The following is an 18,965-nucleotide window of genomic DNA, read 5'->3' on the forward strand; positions in this document are numbered from 1 at the left end:
CAGATTACATGCCTCGTTCCTATCGTGTTCCGCTGGCGCTGGCCGCCGGCGCCCTCCTCGGCGCGGCCGCCACGCTCACTCAGAGCGTGCTCGCCGACAAGCCGCAGTCGACCGCCACCGACACGCTGGGATTCAGGGATCTGCAGACCTTCGTCGAAATCCTCAACCGGGTGAAGGCCGACTATGTCGAACCGGTCGACGACAAGACGCTGATCGAGAATGCCGAGCGCGGCATGATCTCGGGCCTGGACCCGCACTCGGCCTATATGGACAAGGACGAGTACAAGGACATGAACGTCATCACGACGGGCAAGTTCGGCGGTCTCGGCATCGAAGTGCAGATGCAGGATGGCTTCGTTCGCGTCGTCTCACCGATCGATGACACGCCGGCGGCCAAGGCCGGCATCAAGCCGGGCGACCTGATCGTCAAGATCGACGACACGCCGGTGAAGGGGCTGACGCTCAACGAGGCCGTCGACAAGATGCGCGGCGAGCCCGGCAGCAAGATCAAGCTGACCATCGTCCGCGAAGGCGATTCCGCCCCGAAGGTGATGGACCTGACGCGCGAGACGATCTCGGTCGACAGCGTACGCGGCCGCATGCTCGACGACGGCATCGCTTACCTGCGTATCTCCAGCTTCACGACCGAGACCGGCGATTCGCTGCGCAAGCAGTTCGCCAAGCTGCAGAAGGACAGCAAGACGCCGATCAAGGGCATGGTCCTCGATCTGCGCAACAACCCCGGCGGCGTGCTCGACGCGGCGGTTCAGGTCGGCGACGACTTCATCACGCATGGCCCGATCGTCACGATCAAGGGCCGCGAGCCGGAAGCGCGCCGCGAGTTCGACGCCAAGCCCGGCGATATCCTCAAGGGCGCACCGATGGTGGTGCTGATCAACGGTGGCTCGGCATCGGCGTCGGAAATCGTCGCGGGTGCGCTGCAGGATTCACACCGTGCGCTGATCGTCGGCACCCGCTCGTTCGGCAAGGGCTCGGTGCAAACCATCCTGCCGCTGTCGAACGGCGGCGCGATCAAGATCACCACGGCGCGCTACTACACGCCGTCCGGGCGCTCGATCCAGGCTGAAGGCATCCAGCCGGACGTGCCGATCCGCCCGCTGCAGATCGCCAAGACGGACGACGACAAGCCGGACTTCGACCCGATCACCGAGGCCGACCTCAAGGGCAGCCTGACCAACACGGACGACAAGGAATCGCAGGAACAGCGCGAGAAGGATGCCGCCGAGCGCAAGCGCCAGGCCGAGGACGCACAGAAGCTGGCCGAGAGCGATTACGGCCTGTACGAGGCGTCAAACATCCTGCGTGGCCTGATCCTCAGCAAGACCGCACTCGGCGACGGCGCCAACTAAGCGCCGACACACCACCGCACTCCGGGGGGAGACGGGCATGAGCAGATGCAGCGCCCGCCCGGGGGCGGTGGTGGCGATCGCGGTCGCGACGCTGCTCGGCCCGCTCACCGTTCACGCCGCGCCGCGGCCGATCGCCATCGCCATCGTCATCGACGATCTCGGTTACAACGCGGCGGAAACGCGCGCGGCCACCCAGTTGCCCGGCGCCGTCGCCTGCTCGTTCCTGCCCGATGCGCCCTACACGCACCGCTATGCCGACGAGGCCCATGCGCGCGGCAAGGAAGTGCTGCTGCATCTGCCGTTGGCGCCGATCGACGCGCGCAAGGCGCAGCCGCAACCGCTGCCGACCGGTGCGCCGGACGTAACCCGCAATGCCGAACTGACGCGCATGCTCGCCGCCGTGCCGCATGTCGACGGCGTCAACAATCATCAAGGTAGCCTGGCGACATCAAGCCGGCCGGCGATGCGTTGGCTGATGCACGCGCTGCTGCTGCATCACATCGGCTACTTCATCGACAGCTACACCAGCGCGCGCAGCGTCGCCTACCCGATGGCGCGCGCCTACGGGATGCCGAGCATCCGCCGCGACGTTTTCCTCGACAACACGGCGACCCCAGCGGCCATCAACGCTCAGTTCGACGAACTGCTGCGCCAGGCACGCCACCACGGTTACGCGGTCGCGATCGGCCATCCACACCCGGCAACGCTGAAGGTTCTGGCGCAGCGCCTGCCGCAGCTCGCCGCGCAGGGCATCGTGCTGCTGCCGCCGTCCAGGCTGATCGCACACTACGAGCCGGCGCCACAGCCGGCGACCGTGGCATTACGGTACAGCGGCCGTCTGCATGCGCCGCCGCAGGCACCGACGACCGTCGCCTCAGACGCGCCGTAGCGCGCGCCAGACCAGCAGCGCGGCGGCCACCGCCGCCACGTAGCCGGCCACGTGCAGTGTCGTATCCGGCGCGCTGCGCGCAGCGAACCACGCCGCCGCGGCAATGCCGCCACAGCCCAGGCCCGCGAGCATCAGCAAGGTGCGACGATTCCCCGTGCGAATCTCGGCACGCAAGGCGTCGAGCTCGCGACGGCTGTGTCCGAAGCCTTCGCCGCGGCGCAGCTGCTGCAGCGCGTGCTGGGCGATCTCCGGCAGCGACTCGGCCAGCGACGGCCCCTGCGCGCGCATGCGCTCGAAGGTCGCCACCGGCCCCAGGCGCGAGCGCATCCACTCTTCCATGATCGGCTTGGCGGTCTTCCACAGATCGAGATCGGGATTGAGCTGACGGCCCAGTCCCTCGATCTGCAGCAAGGTCTTCTGCAACAGCACCAACTGCGGCTGCACCTGGTAATTGAAACGCCGCGCCACCTGGAACAGGCGCAGCAGGAAGAACCCGAACGAGATGTCGCGCAGCGGCCGCTGGAAGATCGGCTCGCAGATCGTGCGAATCGCGGCTTCGAAGTCCTCGACACGCGTGCCTTCCGGAATCCACTCGGATTCCAGATGCAGTTCGGCAACGCGCTTGTAGTCGCGATTGAAGAACGCGTAGAAGTTCTCGGCCAGGTAGCGCTGATCGGACGCGGTCAGCGTGCCGACGATGCCAAAGTCGACCGCCATGTAACTCGGTCGCGCCGGATCGGACACATCGACGAAGATGTTGCCCGGGTGCATGTCGGCGTGAAAGAAATTGTGGACGAAGGTCTGCTTGAAGAAGATCTCGACGCCGCGTTCGGACAACACCTTGAAGTCCACGCCCATCGCACGCAGCTTGTCGAGCTCGCGGATCGACACACCGTAGATGCGTTCCATGACCAGCACGCGGGTCCGCGTGTAGTCCCAGAACACCAGCGGATGGTAGATCAGGTTGGAGCCGAGCCAGTTGCGGCGCAGTTGCGCGCAGGCCGCTCCCTCACGCATCAGGTCGAGCTCGTCGAGCAACACCTTCTCGTACTCGGCCACCACGTCGCGCGGCCGCAGACGGCGCAGGTCGGACGAGAAGCGCTCGGCGAGACCCGCCAGCGTGTGCAGCAACTCGATATCGCTGCGCATGATCGCATCGATGCCAGGCCGCAGGACCTTGACGACGACATTGAACGGCTCGCCGCCGTCCTCGCCCTTGAGCTTGGCGGCATGGACCTGTGCCACCGACGCCGACGCCATTGGCGTGTCGTCGAATTCAACGAAGACGTCATCGATCGACTTGCCCAGCTCGCTCTCGATGATGGCGCGCGCTTCGGCGCTGGAGAACGGCGGGACACGGTCCTGCAACAGCGCCAACTGCTCGGCGATGTCGGCCGGCACGATGTCCGGTCGTGTCGACAGCGCCTGGCCGAATTTGATGAAGACCGGCCCCAACTCCTCGAGCGCCAACCGCAGGCGCTCGCCACGTGGCCGCGGATCCTTGGTCGGTTTGCGGCCGGCGAACTCGTAAAGGCCATAGCGTCGCGCAACGCGACGAATCTGCCAGACGCGGCGCAGCCGCCCGAACGACATCATGACGCGTCTCCGTTGCCGGCTTCGAGGCGGCGCAATCGCGCGTCGAAGCGCTCGACATCGTCGCGCAAGGTGTCGACGGCGTCCGCCCAGTCGTCGACGTCCGGCGCCCGCGCCAGATCGCGCGTTTCTTCACGCAAATACTCGGCGGTATCGAGCGCCAGCGTATCGGCGCTGCGGCGCCCCCAGCCGAATAGCGTTTGCAAGCCTTGCGTCAGACGATGTGCGGCGGCATCGCCGACGAAGCGCGCCGCGAATTCCTCGGGGTCGAAGCCGACACTCGCCAGCGTGCGGTTGAAGCGGCGCAGCAGTTCGACGTCACCGTCGATCGTCAGACCCTGCGGGACGCCGCCGTCGCCGCGGCCGACGGCGAATGCCAGGCGCATCAGCGTCGTCAGCGAGCCGCGAACGCTGACGTCGGGCGCCAGCATGTCGGCTGGCAGGACGCGCACGCCGCCGCCGTGAAATTCGATCAGAAAGGTCCAGTCCGGCGCGTCGACCGACAGCGCGATGCTGCGGCCCGACAGCGCCGCGCACTCGGCCAGCGCGTCGGCCTCCAGCGCCAGATAGCGATTCAGCGCGACTTCGAGCGCTGCCGACAACATCGACGGCGGGTTCACGAGCGGCGCTCCACGCGCCCGGCCGTCGGCCGGGCCTGTCGCACGTGCGTCATTCGAGGCGGAATCCGCGGTGCACGGCGACGATGCCGCCAGACAGGTTGTAGACCTGCACGCGCTCCAGACCGGCGCCTTCCATCATGCCCTTCAGCGTCTGCTGGTCCGGATGCATGCGGATCGATTCGGCGAGATAGCGATACGAATCCTCGTCACGCGCGACGACGCGGCCCATCATTGGCAGCAGCTTGAAAGAGTACTGGTCGTACGCCTTGCCGAGCAGCGGATTCAGCGGCTTGGAAAACTCCATCACCAGCAGACGACCGCCTGGCTTGAGGCAGCGTGTCATCGAACGCAGCGCCGCGTCCTTGTCGGTGACATTGCGCAGACCGAAACCGATCGTGATGCAGTCGAAGCTGCCTTCGGCAAACGGCAGCATCTCGGCGTTGGCCTGCACGATCGGTACATTGAGCAGGCCATGATCGACGAGGCGCTTGCGGCCTTCGGCGAGCATCGCGGCGTTGATATCCGACAGGATCACCAGGCCCTTGGGCCCCGCCGCCTTGGCGAACTCGCGCGTCAGATCGCCGGTGCCGCCAGCGACGTCGAGCACATGCTCGCCGGCGCGGACGCCTGCCAGGTCGATTGCGAAACGCTTCCAGACCCGATGCACGCCCATCGACATCAGGTCGTTCATCAGGTCGTACTTGTGTGCGACCGACGTGAAGACGCCGGCCACGCGGCGGCGCTTGTCGCCGACCGGAACCTGCTCGTAGCCGAAGTGGGTGTAGTCGGCGGAATCTTTTTCAGTATCGCGGGGCATGGTCGATCTTTCGCTCGTCCGGCATTGTAGCCGCAAGCCGGCGCGCACCGGCGAACGCGCCGCGACCACCGCCGGTCGGCCTGGGCGACGGCGGCGGCCGGTAGCGAATATCATCGTCAGAATGCCCATCGCATGTCCGCCAGAATCCGCATGAATTCCGCCCTGACGCCAGCGGGCCCGCACGCAACGCCGTGGAGCAAAGCGCTCGAGGAAGCCGAGGCGCAGCTGTGGGAGTGGGATTTCGGCGACGGCAGCCAGGATCTCGCGCGCGGTAGCGACTGGCCGCTGTTGCACCCCGATGACCGCGACGGCATGCAGCAGGCGCTGGCGGCACATCTGCGCGGGGAAACACCGAGCTTCCGCCACGAGCACCGGATTCGCTGCAGCGACGGGCACTACCGTTGGATCTCGGTGCGCGGACACGTCGTCGAGCGTGGCGCGGGGGGCCATCCGCGCCGCATGGTTGGCAGCGCTACCGATATCCACGACTTCCGCATGGCACTCGACGACGGCGCACGACGCTTCCGCCTGATGTTCGACGCCGCGCCGATCGGCATGACTGTGCAGTCGCTACAGCGCCGCCTGCTCGACGTCAACCGCGCTCTGTGCGAGATGCTCGGCTACGACGCCGACACCCTGCTCAGGCAGCATTCTTACGACATCACGCACCCGGACGACCGCGCCGACGACGAGGCCACACGTGAGGCGCTGATGTCCGGCTCGTCGCCGACCGTCCGTCAGCACAAGCGCTACATCGCCCGTGACGGCTCGGCACTGCCGGTGCAGGTCGACGTGTCATTGCTGCGTGACGAAAACGGCGCGCCGCAGTATTTCATCACCCAGGTCCAGGACGTTCGCGAACGGCGCCGCTATGAAGAGGCACTGCACGCCGAAAAGGAACTGGCGCAGGTCACCCTGGCGTCGATCACCGATGGCGTGCTGCGCACCGATCGTGATGGTCGCATCAGCTTCTGCAACATCGCGGCACTGCGCCTGCTCGGTCACGAGCAACTCGACGCCGTCACCGGCCAGCCGTTCACCGACGTCGTCACGTTTTTCACCGAACGCGGCTCGCAGGAGCTGGCGGACCCGATCGGCCGCGTGCTGGCCGGCGAACAGGATGCCGACACGGTGATGCCGCCGATGCTGCTGCAGAACCAGCATGGCGAAGGCGTCCCGGTGGAGATTTCCCTGGGTCCGCTGCGCGCTCGTGACGGCAGCCTGCTCGGCTGCGTCTGCGTGCTGCATGACCTTTCGCACATGCGGCTGCTGTCGGATCAGCTGATTCACCAGGCCAGCCACGATGCGCTGACCGACCTGCCCAACCGCCGCGAGCTCGAAGCCGAACTCGTGCACTGGCTCAGCACCGCTCGGCTCGGCGTCAGCCGCCACACCTTGCTGTATCTGGATCTCGATCACTTCAAGCTGATCAACGAAACCGCCGGTCACAGCACCGGTGATCGCGTGGTTCGTGAGATCGCCGACCGGCTGCGCACGACGGTGCCGGAAAAAGCCGTGCTGGCCCGCACCGGCGGCGACGAATTCGCCATCCTGCTGCCGCACTCGACGCCGGCCGACGCCCTCGATCTGGGCGAATCGCTGGTGCGCACGATCGGCGCGATGCGTTTTGAGTACGAAGGGCGCAGCTACGCGCTGTCGGCCAGCGTCGGCATTGGCGTCATCGATGCCGATACCAGCGACGCCAATACCGTGCTCGCCGAAGCCGATACCGCGTGCTACATCGCCAAACGCCACGGCGGCGGCCGATGTCAGAGCTACAGCGCACGCGACGCGGCGGTACGTCAGGCCTTCGTCGAAGGCAATTGGGCATCGCGCATCCAGCAGGCGCTGGAGAACGGCGATGTGTTGCTCTACGGCCAGCGCATCATCAGCGCCGAAGATGCAGCGCTGCCGAATTACGAAGTCCTGATCCGCATTCGCGACAGCGACGGCTTCATCCACCGGCCGATGGCATTCCTGACGGCTGCCGAGCGCTTCGGGCTATCGGGGCGCGTTGACCGCTGGGTCGTCGAGCATTCGCTGGCGACGCTGGCGCGTCATCTCGATCGCAGTGGCCAGCCGCAGTTCGGCTACACGGCGATCAACCTGACCGCGCACAGCGCGTCCGACCCGGCCTTCGCCGATTTTCTGTTCGACGCGCTGGAGCGCTATCGCTTCCCGCCGTCGCGCCTGCGCTTCGAGATCACCGAAGGCATGGCGCTGCGCAGTTTCGGCACGGCGCGACGGCTGGTCTCACGGCTGCGACAGATCGGCTGTCGCGTGATGCTCGACGACTTCGGTAGCGGCTTCACGTCGTTCGACTATCTGCGTGAGATGAAGGTCGACGGCCTGAAGATCGACATGTCGTACACACGCGAACTGTCGGCCGACGCGCTGAATCGAACCATCGTCGAATCGATCATTCGCATCGGCAAGGCGCTGGGCCTGGAGATCGTTGCCGAGGGCGTCGAGACGCAAGCGACGCGCGAAATCCTCGTGGCGTTGGGATCCGACTATCTGCAGGGCCATCTGTTTCACGTCGCCGAGCCGATATCGCAGCTGCTGCAGCTCGACGACTGATCGCCCGCCGTCAGCCGCCCGGCTTCTGTGGCGGCTTGTACTGGCCGACCAGCGCCGCCAGCTTGACGACATCGCGATCGCGCGACATATCGACTTCCGCCAGCCGCTCGAGATAACGCGTCCAATTGCGCGCTTCGTCGCGTGCCAGCTCGTCGAACACGTCCCACGAATACAGCCCGGAATCGTGGCCGTCATCGAACACGAGGCGCACCGCGTAGCGACCGACCGGCTCGATCCGCGCGATCCCGACGTCGCGCTTGCCACCGACCAGCATGGGCTCCGGCAAGCCGTGGCCGCGCAATTCAGCGCTCGGCGAGAACACCCGCAGATATTCGCAGCTGAATTCGTGGCGGCGTCCATCCGCCCACGTCAGCTCCAGCACGCGGCGCTGGCGGTGCAGGCGGATCGCCGTCGGAGCCGGGGCCGCCATCAGAGGATGTAGCGGCTCAGGTCCTGGTCGGCGGCCAGCTTGCCAAGCTTGCCGTCGACGAACGCACGGTCGACGACCAGCTCGCTGCCGGCCTTGTCCGGCGCCTCGAACGCGATGTCCTCGAGCAGCCGCTCCATCAACGTATGCAGGCGACGCGCGCCGATGTTCTCGGTCTGCTCGTTGACCTGCCAGGCAAACTCGGCGATGCGCCGCAGCCCGGATTCGTCGAAACGCAGCGTCACACCCTCGGTCAGCATCAGCGCCTTGTACTGCTCGGTCAGCGCATAGCTCGGCTCGGTCAGGATGCGCAGGAAGTCCTCGGTCTTCAGCGCATCGAGCTCGACGCGAATCGGCAGGCGCCCCTGCAGCTCCGGCACCAGATCGGACGGCTTGGCCAGATGAAATGCGCCGGAAGCAATGAACAGGATGTGGTCGGTCTTGATCATCCCGTACTTGGTGCTGACCGTGCAGCCTTCGATCAGCGGCAGCAGATCGCGCTGCACGCCTTCGCGCGAGACATCGCTGCCGCCGGCATACTCGCCGCGCTTGCAGATCTTGTCGATCTCGTCGATGAAGACGATGCCGTTTTCCTCGGCATTGCGGATCGCCTCGGTCTTGATCGCTTCCTCGTCGACCAGCTTGGCCGCTTCCTCTTCGGTGAGCTGCTTGAACGCGTCCTTGATCTTCATCTTGCGCGAGCGCGTCTGCTGCTGGCCAAGATTGGCGAACATGCTCTGCAACTGCTGCGTCATTTCCTCCATGCCCGGCGGCCCCATCAACTGCATGTTGGCGGTCGGATTGGAGAGCTTGACCTCGATTTCCTTGTCGTCGAGCTTGCCTTCACGCAGCTGCTTGCGGAACACCTGACGCGCCGCGCTGTTTTCGCTCTGGCGCTGCGTGCTGGCCTCGCCGAAGTCCTTCGGCGGCGGCAACAACACATCGAGCACACGGTCTTCGGCAGCGCCTTCGGCACGATCGCGCATGCGCTGAATGGCCTGCTCGCGGGTCAGCTTCACCGCGCCGTCGACCAGATCGCGAATGATGGTCTCGACATCCTTGCCGACGTAGCCGACCTCGGTGAACTTGGTCGCCTCGACCTTTACGAACGGCGCGTGCGTCAGCTTGGCTAGGCGCCGTGCGATCTCGGTCTTGCCAACGCCGGTCGGGCCAATCATCAGGATGTTCTTCGGGTGAATCTCGCCACGCATCGGTCCATCGAGGCGCGTACGCCGCCAGCGGTTACGCAGCGCGATCGCCACGGCACGCTTGGCAGCGGCCTGGCCGACGATGTGCTGATCGAGCTCCTGCACGATCTCGCGCGGCGTCATCATCGAAGTAGTGGCGGGGGAAAGGTCGGTCATCGTTCTCTCGTCGGGGCGCGCTGCCATCAAGCCGGCAGCGTTTCGATCGTCAGGTTGTGATTCGTATAGATGCAGATATCGGCCGCGATGTGCAGGCCTTTCTCGACGATCTCGCGCGCCGACAGCTCGGTGTTTTCGACCAGCGCGCGTGCCGCGGCCGACGCGAAGCTGCCGCCGGAGCCGATCGCCAGCACGCCGTGCGGTTCCGGCTCCATCACATCGCCATTGCCGGACACCATCAGCGTCGCTTCGGTGTCGGCGACGATCAGCAGCGCTTCGAGGCGTCGGAGGTAGCGATCGGTACGCCAGTCCTTGGCCATTTCGACGGCGGCGCGCACCAGCTGCCCGCCATGCTTCTCGAGCTTGCCCTCGAACCGTTCAAAAAGCGTGAACGCGTCGGCCGTACCGCCGGCGAATCCGGCCAGCACCTTCTCGCCATAGAGACGGCGCACCTTGCGCGCATTGCCCTTCACGCGCGTATTGCCCATCGACACCTGGCCGTCGCCACCGAGCGCGACCTCGCCGTTGCGGCGCACGGCGAGAATGGTGGTTCCATCGAACTGTTGCATGATCTTCTGTTCTTCAGTCGAGCTGCGATGGTGGGGACGGCGCGCGGCCGTTTCAAGACGGCAGCGCCCGCGCGCCTGGGCAATGGGCAAAAGAAAAGGCGCCTTGCGGCGCCTTTTCAGATCCAGCCAGAGGCAGACAGCGCGTCTTACTGCGGCTGCTTGTCGTCGCCCTGCGGAGCCGGCTCGGTGCCGTCGGCAGCCGGCGCGGCCGTCGAGTCGTCACCGGCGGCAGCCGGCTCGCACTTGGCCTTCGGATCGGCAGCGCAATCGCAAACGGCGGTTTCGCCGGCGGCGCACTGGATCGTCGCCGTCACGCCGTTGCCGCAATCCTGCGTGCACGACTGGGCGGCAGCGGCGGCGTCGGCAGCCTGCTGCTCGGCCGGAGCCGCGGCATCCGGCGCGGGCGCCATATCTTCGGCAGCCGGCGCCTGGGCCGGAGCTTCTTCCTTCTTGTGGCAGGCAGCGAGCGCGAGGGCAGCCGCCAGGCCCATCGCCATCAGTACATTGCGCGTCATTTTCAACTCCCGGAATCAGTCTTCATCAGTAATGAATGCCTTGGCGCCGCTTGAGAAAAACTGACACCAAGGCCGCGCATCATACCGGCTTTTACAACGCACACAAGCGCCGCATGAACACCGTTAACAGCTGGTTCAGAAAGGATTCAGGCGGCATTCAACGAGCACTGAAAAGTAGATTCAAAACAACAGAACAGTTAACTATTTTTGTATTTATATTGAAAAGACTTAATTTTTATTATTTTTTCAACTTTTCTTTCAGGGAGGAAACCGCGGCGACCGCGGCGGGACCAGCCTTGCGCCGCGCTCGCGGGTGCGCGTCATCATAGACTCGCGCGAGATGTTTCCAGTCCAGGTGGGTGTAGATCTGGGTGGTCGACAGATGCGCATGACCCAGCATTTCCTGTACTGCGCGCAAATCGCCGCTGTTTTCGAGCATATGCGTTGCGAACGCATGGCGTAGGCGATGCGGATGCAGGCCGACATCGAGCTCGCGCGCCCGCGCCCACTGCTTGAGACGCTGTGCGATCGCGCCGCGCGACAGGCGCTGGCCACGGCTCGACACGAACAGTGCACGTTCGTCGGCATCGGCGTATTGCGGGCGCAGGGCCAGCCAGGCATCGAGCGCCGCACGCGCCTTGCGCCCGAGCATGGCGACGCGCTCCTTGCTGCCCTTCCCGCGCACGGTGAAAGCGCCCCGATCCGGGTCGAGCGTGTCGAGATCGAGTTGCTGCAGCTCGGCCAGGCGCAATCCCGCCGAATAGAACAGTTCGACGATCGCATGGTCGCGAAGGTCGAGCTCGCCATCTCCGCTGCGATCGAGCGCCGCGCCCAGGGTCTCGGCATCGATCGTCGCCGGCAGCTTGCGCACCAGCTTCGGTGCACGCACCGCAACCGCCGGATTGGCGGTCACCGCCCCATCACGCAACAGATGACGAAACCAGCCGCGCAGACTCGAAAGATAGCGATGCAGGCTGGCCGCCTCGTGGCCGGCGCGGCGCTGCGCCCCGAGCCAGTCCCGGATCAAATGGGAGTCGATGCGTGCCGGATCATCGATGCGCACACGTGCGCAATACACCGCGAACTGCGACAGATCGCGACGCGCGGCGTCGACCGTGTGCGGGGAATAGCGCTTCTCGACACGCAGGTAGTCGAGGTAGCGCTCGATCCAGGGCGCCAGTGCCGCCGGCGCAATGACCGGCGGAGCATCGCTCATGTCCGTGCGCGAATTGCGGCGGCGACCAGATCGGCCGTCAATTCGAGAAACATCTTGCCCTGCCGCGGCGCGAAGCGCTGCGGGTCAGTCGAGCCGAGCGCGACGAACCCGAGGCGCTTTTCCTTTTCGAGCGGCACGATCGCCGCCGAACGCACCTCGGCCTTCGGGAACAGCAGCGCCGCGCGGTCCGCGTCGATCGGCCCGCATTCGATCAGGTGCGTGCGGAAGAAATCCTCGAGCGCCCGGGCGATGCGACCGTCCGGCTCGATCGCGACGATGCCGTCGATGTCATGGCGCTTGTAGTTCGTCGAGTTGATACCGATCAGCGTCGCCTCGATGCCGAAGTCCTCGCGCATGCACTTGCCGAGACCGGCCGCAACGCTGGCCAGCGACGGCGCGCGGATCAGGGTTCGCGCCAGCTGGTGCACGTGATCCTGACGACGTTCGTTGTCGCGCGCCGCTTCGAGCAGGCGCTCCATGCGGTCCTCGACACGCTGGCTGCGCGCGCGCAGCAGCTCCACCTGCTTTTCGATCAACGATACCGCCGACCCGGCGCGGTGCTTGACCTCCAGCACTTCCAGCAGATCCGGATGCCGCGACAAAAAGTCGGGGTGCGCCTTCAGGTACGCGACGATTTCGCGCTCGTTGAGCTTGGGCGTCGCGGCCGGCTTGTTCTGTGCGTTTACTTCGGCCACTCAATTTCTCCCTCGAACACCGTTTCCGCCGGCCCGGTCATCAGCACCGGCTGGCCCTCGCCGCTCCATTCGATCGTAAGCTCACCGCCGCGCACCTGCACGTCAACCCTCTCGTCGAGCTGCCCCCAGAGCCGCCCGACGACGACCGCCGCACAGGCGCCGGTGCCGCAGGCCAGGGTCTCGCCGACGCCGCGCTCATAGACGCGCAGTCGCACATGCGTGCGGTCGACGATCTGCAGAAAGCCGACGTTGACGCTTTGCGCAAAAGCCGGATGCCGTTGCACGGCCTCGCCGAGCGCCGCCACCGGCGCGGTATCGACGTCGGCGACGACGATCACCGCATGCGGATTGCCCATGCTGACCACGCCGATCTCCAGCGGCTCGCCGTGCGCCAGCGTCAATGTATAGCGCTCGGCACGCGCGGCGGCGTCGAACGGCACGTCGGCCGGATCGAGGCGGGGCGCGCCCATGTCGACGCGATAGCGGTTGCCGTCGACATGCCGCAGTTCGAGCACGCTGGTCTGGGTGCGCACGCGGATCGCCGCCTTGTCGGACAGACCATGCTCGCGGACGAAGCGCGCCAGTGCGCGCGATCCGTTGCCGCACTGCCCGACTTCGCTGCCGTCGGCATTGAAGATGCGGTAGTCGAAATCGACGTCGGGCGCCGACGGCGCTTCAACGACGAGAATCTGGTCACAGCCGACGCCGAAGCGTCGATCGCTGAGCCGTTCGAGCAGCGCTGGCGTTGGCGCGAAGCGCGACCTCGTCGCGTCGATCACGACGAAATCGTTGCCGGCCCCGTGCATTTTGGTGAAGTGAAGCTTCATTCGTATATTGTAAGCCTGCGCCTGCGTTGCCAGTAGCAGGCCGCGAAGGAAATCTCTTGGACCAGATCGTTCACCAGGGCGGCTGCCACTGCGGCCAGGTTCGCTTTGCCGTCCGCGTGCCGGCCGCACTGCGCGTGCAGCGCTGCAATTGCTCGGTATGCCGGATGACGGGGTTCCTGCACCTGATCGTGCCGGCCTCGTGCTTCACGCTGCTCAGCGACGCGGCTGCGCTCAGCGAGTACCGCTTCAATACCGGCGTCGCCCGCCATCTGTTCTGCCGCCATTGCGGGATCAAGTCGTTCTACGTGCCACGCTCCAACCCCGACGGCTATTCGGTCAACCTCAACTGCCTGGCCTCGGCGACGATCGCCTCGGTCGAGATCGAAGACTTCGACGGCCAGAACTGGGAACAGCACGGGGCGTCCCTGGCTGGCCTGTCCAGGGACGCGCCGTGAGGCGGGTCTATGCCGTCGTCACCACGCCGGAGATTCGCGCCTGCTGCGATTTCTACCGCCGCGCGCTGGAGGCCCGCATCGTCTTTCGCGCCGACTGGTACGCGCACATCAGTTTCCGCGGCTGGGAGCTCGGCTTCTTGCGCCCCGAGCATCAGGCGCCCCTGCCGATCTTCCAGCACACGACGACCACACGCGGCCTGTGCATCGCCGTCGAGAGCGAGAACGTCGATGACGAGTACCAGCAGCTGCAGCGCCGCGGCGTCGCGATGCTGGGGCCGATGCGCGAATTCGCCAACGGCGAGCGCGCGTTCGCGCTGGTCGACCCGGCCGGCACCGTCATCAATTTCGTCGAGCATCGCGCGCTGGGGCTACAACAGGACGATTGAGGGCGAGGCGGTGCGCCTTGCTTTTGCCAACCCGCGTGTGAATCATGCGGGTCGACATGCGCCGACAGCGGCGCGAGCGACATCTCAAAGGGGCGGTGCGTGAAAGTTCTCGGCGCGGACATCGGTTTCGGCTTCACCAAGGCAACGGACGGCCGACAGTTCCAGATTTTCAAGACCGTGGTCGGCGATGCCCCCGACGTGCAGTTCGGTGAAAGCCTGACGCCGGCCGCAGCGCCGTTCCCGCGCCACTTCATCATCGGCGGCCAGGCGTCGTTCGTCGGTGAACTGGCCGAGGCGCAGTCCCGCGGCCGCGGCTTCACGCTCGACCAGACCCAGTTCCTGTCGCAATACGCCAAGACCCTGGCGATTGCCGCACTGGCACCGTTCGCTGACGACGGCGAACCGATCCGCTGCGTCACCGGCTTGCCGATCAGCTTCTTCCGCAAGCATCGCGAAGCGCTGATGACGCTGCTGCAGAACCGCCACACGGTGACGGTCGTCAAACCCGGCGGCGAGCGGGAAGACAAGACGCTGAACATCGAGCGCGTGCGCGTGATCCCGCAGCCGTTCGGCTCGATGTTCAATCTGATGCTCAACGATCTCGGCAAACCGGCCAGCCAGCGCTTCATTACCGAGAAGATCGGCATCGTCGACATCGGCTTTCGTACGGCCGACTACACGATCAGCGAAAAGACCCGCTATCTCGAACGCGGCTCGCAAAGCTCGGATGCCGGCATCGCCAGTGCCTATCAGGCCATCGCCAACGTGCTGCATGAAAAGAGCGGCGTCAGCATCGAGCTGTACCGACTCTATGACGCGGTCAGCCGTGGCTCGATCAAGATCAAGGGCAAGCGCTACGACCTGACCGGCATCGTCCAGGCCGCCCTACAGCAGCTGGCATTGCGCATTTCCCAGGAAGTGAACCGCCTGTGGGCCGACGACTGGGATATCGACGTCATCGTCGTCACCGGTGGTGGCGGCGCAGCGCTGGCGCCTTACCTGCAGCCATTGCTCGAAGGTGAAGTGCTGCCGATGCCACCCGACCAGGACGCGCGCCTCAACAACGTGCACGGCTACTGGAAGTACGGCATGCACCTCTGGCCGGCCGGCTGACGTCCGCCGGCTTCCGCCGCAAGCCTCAGCTCGCCGGGCAGACCGCGCCGGTCTGAATCCACGCTTCGATCAACTCACCGAACTGCTGCTGCGTACCGGGGGCCGGGGTACGCGGCTGGCCGTGCGAATCGATGCCCGGATGCCAGGCCCACCCGACCAGCGCATCGTCGGCCATGTGTGTGTGCAACTGCACCAGCGAACGTCCGCCGTTGCGCGATTTGTCCTTGATCTGCCGGCAGATCTGACCCAGCGTGTGGTGCTGCCAGGCCATGCTGCGGGGCGCCAGGCCCCAATGCGGATTGCCGGGCACACCCGACGAGGCGAAGTTGTCGGCCTGGTGGCAGGTCTGGCAGGCCAGCCCCACCGCGCCATGACCATCGGCACCTCGCACCACATGCGGCAGATGCGCGTGCAGGTCATCGCCCTGAGTCGGGCTGTCGCCGACCGGGTGGCAGTTCAGACAGCGCGGGCTGGTGATGACCTTGCCCGCCTCGGTGAACAGCGCCTGCGAGCGCGCACCGCGATCGGCAATGCCGGCAAAGTCGGCTGGCGACTTCAGCGGTTCGGCGGCGCGGGCTGCGGACCCGCCGGCAGCCAACACACCAACGAGCATCGCGAGGCGAATCAGGCGCATGACGATCATCTCCGTGGAACGGGCCGCTGAAGGCGCGGCCGCATGACCGGGCGATCATAAGCAGCACGCCGACGCAGCGGCGAGACCACCCGTCGATTGCGGAGGATCAGGCAATCCAGACGGACGTCCGCGTCAGTCGTCAGGGGTTAAGCTCACCATCTGATCCTGACCATCCGAGGGGAGTCGCATGATCGAGTTCAAGGTCAATGGCGAGACACGCAAGGTCGACGCCGATCCACAAACGCCACTGCTCTGGGTACTGCGCGACGAACTCGGGCTCACCGGCACCAAATACGGTTGCGGCATCGCCCAGTGCGGCGCCTGCACCGTACATCTCGAAGGGCGCTCGCTACGCTCGTGCTCGGCACCCGTCGCCGCCGTCGCCGGGCAGAACGTGACGACGATCGAAGGGTTGGGTTCGAAGACCGCGAAGGCCGTTCAACAGGCCTGGATCGCACTCGACGTCGTGCAGTGTGGCTATTGCCAGTCCGGGCAGGTGATGTCGGCCGTGGCACTACTCGACCAGAACCCGCGCCCAAGTGACGAGGACATCGATCTGGCCATGTCCGGCAACATCTGCCGCTGCGCGACCTATCAACGCATCCGCGCCGCGATCCATGCGGCCTCCGACGCACTGTCCGCCTGAGGAGCCCGCCATGATCTCCCTACCCCCTGAAGCACGGCCTGCCGAACCGACATCGCCCTCGCCGACAGCGGCGGCACTGACCCGGCGCGGCTTTCTCAAATCGGCCGGTGCCGCAGCCGGACTGGTTATCGCCCTGCAGTTGCCGTTGATGCGCAAGGCCTATGCCGGCGCCGACGTCGGCGAGGTGCCGACCGGTGACTTTGCGCCGAACGCGTTCATCCGCATCGCGCCGGACAATCGCGTGATCTTCGTCATCAAGCACTTCGAGATGGGCCAGGGCGTGACGACAGGCCTGGCGACCATCCTCGCCGAAGAACTCGACGCCGACTGGTCGCAGATCGAAACCGAATACGCGCCGGCCAACGTCAAGCTCTACGCCAACACGGAACTCGGCGCGCAGGGCACCGGCGGCTCGACGTCGATGGCCAACTCGTGGATGCAGATGCGTCGCGCCGGCGCCACCGGCCGCGCCATGCTGGTCGCCGCAGCGGCACAGCGCTGGCAGGTGCCGGCGGCGAAGATCACGGTCCGCAGCGGCGTCGTTCACGGGCCGGGCGGTCGCCACGCGACGTTCGGCGAACTGGCCGAGGCCGCCGCGCAGTTGCCGGTGCCGGTCGACGTGACGCTCAAGAACCCGAAGGACTTCGTGCTGGTCGGCAAAACCAGCGTGCGGCGCCTCGATTCGGCGGCCAAGAGCACCGGCACCGAGACCTACACCATCGACGTCAAGCTACCCGGCCTGCTGACCGCGGTGATCGCGCAGCCGCCGGCCTTCGGCGCCACGCTGCGCCATTTCGATGCAACGGCGGCAAAGAAGGTCGCCGGCGTGACCGACGTCGTCGAGGTGGCGGAAGGCGTGGCCGTCGTCGCCACCGGCATGTGGGCGGCACTGCAGGGGCGCCGCGCGCTGAAACTGGACTGGAACCTGGACGCTGCCGGCCCGGCATCGAGCGCGGCGCTGTACGACCACTACCGCGCGCTGGCCGCCAAAGGCGACGGAGCGCCGGTACAGATCGACCCGCAGCACAAGACGGCCATGGCGAGCGCCGCGAGCACGCTGGAAGCGAGCTACGAGTTTCCGTATCTGGCGCACGCGGCGATGGAACCGATGAACTGCGTGGCCTGGCTGCACGACGGCATGCTCGAAACCTGGGGTGCGCATCAGTTCCCGACCTTCGATCACGCCAACGCGGCGAAGGCCGCCGGCCTGACACCGGACAAGGTCAAGCTGCACACGCTGATGTCGGGCGGCAGCTTCGGGCGTCGGGCCAACAACTGGTCGGACTTCACGGTCGCCGCCGTAAACGTCGCCAAAGCCATCGGCCGGCCGGTACCGGTGCGCGTGCAATGGACGCGCGAGGACGACATGCGCGCCGGCCTGTATCGGCCGCTCTACGTGCATCAGGTCAAGGTCGGCCTCGACGCGAAGCAACGCCCCGCCGCCTGGCAGCACGCCGTGGTCGGCCAGTCGATCATGGCGCCGACCGCGATGGCCGCAGCGCTGATCAAGAATGGCGTCGACAGCACCTCGGTCGAAGGCGTCTGGCCGACCCCGTACACCTTGCCGGCCCCGGAGATCACACTGCATTCGCCGAGCCAGGCAGTGCGCCCGCTGTGGTGGCGCTCGGTCGGCAATACACACACCGCCTATGTCATGGAAACGATGATGGACGAGCTGGCCGAACGCGCCGGCGCCGACCCGGTCGCGTTCCGGCTGGCACACCTGCAGGATCAGCCGCGCTTCGCCGGCGTGCTCAAGCTCGCCGCCGAAAAAGCCGGCTGGGAGACGCCGCTGCCCAAGGGCAAGGCGCGTGGCATCGCCGTACACTATTCGTTCGAAACCTATGTCGCGCAGGTCGCCGAGGTCAGTCTGACGGCGGATGGCCAGCCCAAGGTCGAGCGCGTGGTCGTGGCCGTCGACTGCGGCACGGCGATCAATCCGGATCAGATCGTCGCGCAGATGGAAGGCGGCGTCGGCTTCGCGCTCGCGGCACTGTTCTACGGGGAGATCGACATCGAAAACGGCCGGCCCCGGCAGGGCAATTACAACGACTATCGTGTGCTGCGCATGAACGAGATGCCCCGGGTCGAAGTGCACATCATGCCGAGCGGCGAGGCGCCGACCGGCGTCGGCGAGCCCGGTGTGCCGCCGACCGCGCCGGCCGTGGCCAATGCCCTGGCGCGGCTCACCGGCCAGCGTATCCGTCGCCTGCCGCTGTCACGGACGTCCTTCAAGACCGCTTGAGCGC

Annotated in this window: 19 protein-coding genes; 8 read left to right on the forward strand and 11 right to left on the reverse strand. The window is 66.2% G+C overall.

Features of this window, described 5'->3' with window-relative positions; all coding sequences use genetic code 11:
* Nucleotides 1–8 precede the first annotated feature (8 nt).
* Together G7Y82_RS00135 and G7Y82_RS00140 are read left to right on the forward strand one after the other, a co-directional pair.
* Nucleotides 9–1,370, forward strand: a complete 1,362-nt coding sequence (locus G7Y82_RS00135; protein WP_168145971.1) for a S41 family peptidase — start codon at nucleotides 9–11, stop codon at nucleotides 1,368–1,370.
* A 37-nt stretch (nucleotides 1,371–1,407) separates the two neighbouring features.
* A complete protein-coding gene (locus G7Y82_RS00140; RefSeq protein WP_168145972.1) occupies nucleotides 1,408–2,259 on the forward strand; it encodes a divergent polysaccharide deacetylase family protein in 852 nt (283 codons plus the stop codon).
* On the opposite strand, the gene ubiB is transcribed toward G7Y82_RS00140, so the two are convergent.
* The 3 genes from ubiB to ubiE are packed head-to-tail and all read right to left on the reverse strand — an operon-like array spanning nucleotide 2,245 to nucleotide 5,289.
* Nucleotides 2,245–3,855 carry a ubiquinone biosynthesis regulatory protein kinase UbiB gene (gene ubiB, locus G7Y82_RS00145; RefSeq protein WP_168145973.1) on the reverse strand — a complete coding sequence of 537 codons (1,611 nt, stop codon included), beginning with the start codon at nucleotides 3,853–3,855 and terminating at the stop codon, nucleotides 2,245–2,247. The genes G7Y82_RS00140 and ubiB overlap by 15 nt on opposite strands.
* Nucleotides 3,852–4,472 carry a ubiquinone biosynthesis accessory factor UbiJ gene (locus G7Y82_RS00150; protein WP_168145974.1) on the reverse strand — a complete coding sequence of 207 codons (621 nt, stop codon included), beginning with the start codon at nucleotides 4,470–4,472 and terminating at the stop codon, nucleotides 3,852–3,854. The genes ubiB and G7Y82_RS00150 overlap by 4 nt, the downstream gene beginning before the upstream one ends.
* A gap of 49 nt (nucleotides 4,473–4,521) precedes the next feature.
* Nucleotides 4,522–5,289: a bifunctional demethylmenaquinone methyltransferase/2-methoxy-6-polyprenyl-1,4-benzoquinol methylase UbiE gene (ubiE, locus tag G7Y82_RS00155; protein WP_168145975.1), complete on the reverse strand. Its 768-nt coding sequence runs from the start codon at nucleotides 5,287–5,289 to the stop codon at nucleotides 4,522–4,524.
* A 150-nt stretch (nucleotides 5,290–5,439) separates the two neighbouring features.
* Between ubiE and G7Y82_RS00160 the strand changes: the two genes are divergently transcribed.
* Nucleotides 5,440–7,869, forward strand: coding sequence for a PAS domain-containing protein (locus G7Y82_RS00160; protein ID WP_168145976.1), 2,430 nt, complete (start codon nucleotides 5,440–5,442; stop codon nucleotides 7,867–7,869).
* A 10-nt stretch (nucleotides 7,870–7,879) separates the two neighbouring features.
* On the opposite strand, the gene G7Y82_RS00165 is transcribed toward G7Y82_RS00160, so the two are convergent.
* From G7Y82_RS00165 to dapF, 7 genes are all read right to left on the reverse strand, one after another.
* Complete coding sequence (locus G7Y82_RS00165; RefSeq protein ID WP_168145977.1) at nucleotides 7,880–8,299, reverse strand: gamma-butyrobetaine hydroxylase family protein; 420 nt, start codon at nucleotides 8,297–8,299, stop codon at nucleotides 7,880–7,882.
* Complete coding sequence (hslU, locus tag G7Y82_RS00170; RefSeq protein WP_206370171.1) at nucleotides 8,299–9,660, reverse strand: ATP-dependent protease ATPase subunit HslU; 1,362 nt, start codon at nucleotides 9,658–9,660, stop codon at nucleotides 8,299–8,301. Before hslU ends, G7Y82_RS00165 begins: the two co-directional genes overlap by 1 nt.
* Before the next feature lie 26 nt (nucleotides 9,661–9,686).
* Nucleotides 9,687–10,229 carry an ATP-dependent protease subunit HslV gene (gene hslV / locus G7Y82_RS00175; RefSeq protein ID WP_168145978.1) on the reverse strand — a complete coding sequence of 181 codons (543 nt, stop codon included), beginning with the start codon at nucleotides 10,227–10,229 and terminating at the stop codon, nucleotides 9,687–9,689.
* A 146-nt stretch (nucleotides 10,230–10,375) separates the two neighbouring features.
* A complete protein-coding gene (locus G7Y82_RS00180) occupies nucleotides 10,376–10,744 on the reverse strand; it encodes a hypothetical protein (RefSeq protein ID WP_168145979.1) in 369 nt (122 codons plus the stop codon).
* A gap of 238 nt (nucleotides 10,745–10,982) precedes the next feature.
* The gene (locus G7Y82_RS00185; RefSeq protein WP_168145980.1) at nucleotides 10,983–11,960 is read right to left on the reverse strand and encodes a tyrosine recombinase XerC; all 978 of its coding nucleotides are present in this window, start codon (nucleotides 11,958–11,960) and stop codon (nucleotides 10,983–10,985) included.
* Complete coding sequence (locus G7Y82_RS00190) at nucleotides 11,957–12,655, reverse strand: DUF484 family protein (protein WP_168145981.1); 699 nt, start codon at nucleotides 12,653–12,655, stop codon at nucleotides 11,957–11,959. The genes G7Y82_RS00185 and G7Y82_RS00190 overlap by 4 nt, the downstream gene beginning before the upstream one ends.
* Nucleotides 12,643–13,482, reverse strand: coding sequence for a diaminopimelate epimerase (gene dapF, locus G7Y82_RS00195; protein WP_168145982.1), 840 nt, complete (start codon nucleotides 13,480–13,482; stop codon nucleotides 12,643–12,645). Before dapF ends, G7Y82_RS00190 begins: the two co-directional genes overlap by 13 nt.
* Nucleotides 13,483–13,538: 56 nt before the next feature.
* On the opposite strand from dapF, the gene G7Y82_RS00200 reads away from it, so the two are divergent.
* The 3 genes from G7Y82_RS00200 to G7Y82_RS00210 all read left to right on the forward strand — a co-directional run bounded on the left by G7Y82_RS00200 (nucleotide 13,539) and on the right by G7Y82_RS00210 (nucleotide 15,436).
* Nucleotides 13,539–13,937 (forward strand): GFA family protein, encoded by a 399-nt coding sequence (locus G7Y82_RS00200; RefSeq protein ID WP_240953997.1) that lies wholly within the window; start codon nucleotides 13,539–13,541, stop codon nucleotides 13,935–13,937.
* A complete protein-coding gene (locus G7Y82_RS00205) occupies nucleotides 13,934–14,323 on the forward strand; it encodes a VOC family protein (protein ID WP_168145983.1) in 390 nt (129 codons plus the stop codon). Before G7Y82_RS00200 ends, G7Y82_RS00205 begins: the two co-directional genes overlap by 4 nt.
* Nucleotides 14,324–14,422: 99 nt before the next feature.
* Nucleotides 14,423–15,436, forward strand: a complete 1,014-nt coding sequence (locus G7Y82_RS00210) for a ParM/StbA family protein (protein ID WP_168145984.1) — start codon at nucleotides 14,423–14,425, stop codon at nucleotides 15,434–15,436.
* A gap of 25 nt (nucleotides 15,437–15,461) precedes the next feature.
* Here the strand turns inward: G7Y82_RS00210 and G7Y82_RS00215 are convergent, their stop codons facing one another.
* Nucleotides 15,462–16,070, reverse strand: a complete 609-nt coding sequence (locus G7Y82_RS00215) for an Isoquinoline 1-oxidoreductase subunit (RefSeq protein WP_206370172.1) — start codon at nucleotides 16,068–16,070, stop codon at nucleotides 15,462–15,464.
* Between the two features lie 187 nt (nucleotides 16,071–16,257).
* Here G7Y82_RS00215 and G7Y82_RS00220 point away from each other — a divergent pair, with 187 nt between their 5' ends.
* Nucleotides 16,258–16,716 carry a (2Fe-2S)-binding protein gene (locus G7Y82_RS00220; RefSeq protein WP_168145986.1) on the forward strand — a complete coding sequence of 153 codons (459 nt, stop codon included), beginning with the start codon at nucleotides 16,258–16,260 and terminating at the stop codon, nucleotides 16,714–16,716.
* 10 nt (nucleotides 16,717–16,726) lie between these two features.
* On the forward strand, nucleotides 16,727–18,961 hold the full coding sequence (locus tag G7Y82_RS00225; RefSeq protein ID WP_168145987.1) for a xanthine dehydrogenase family protein molybdopterin-binding subunit: 2,235 nt from the start codon (nucleotides 16,727–16,729) through the stop codon (nucleotides 18,959–18,961).
* Nucleotides 18,962–18,965 lie beyond the last annotated feature (4 nt).

The organism is Solimonas marina (genome assembly GCF_012241385.1).
In the GTDB taxonomy this organism is placed as follows: domain Bacteria; phylum Pseudomonadota; class Gammaproteobacteria; order Nevskiales; family Nevskiaceae; genus Solimonas; species Solimonas marina.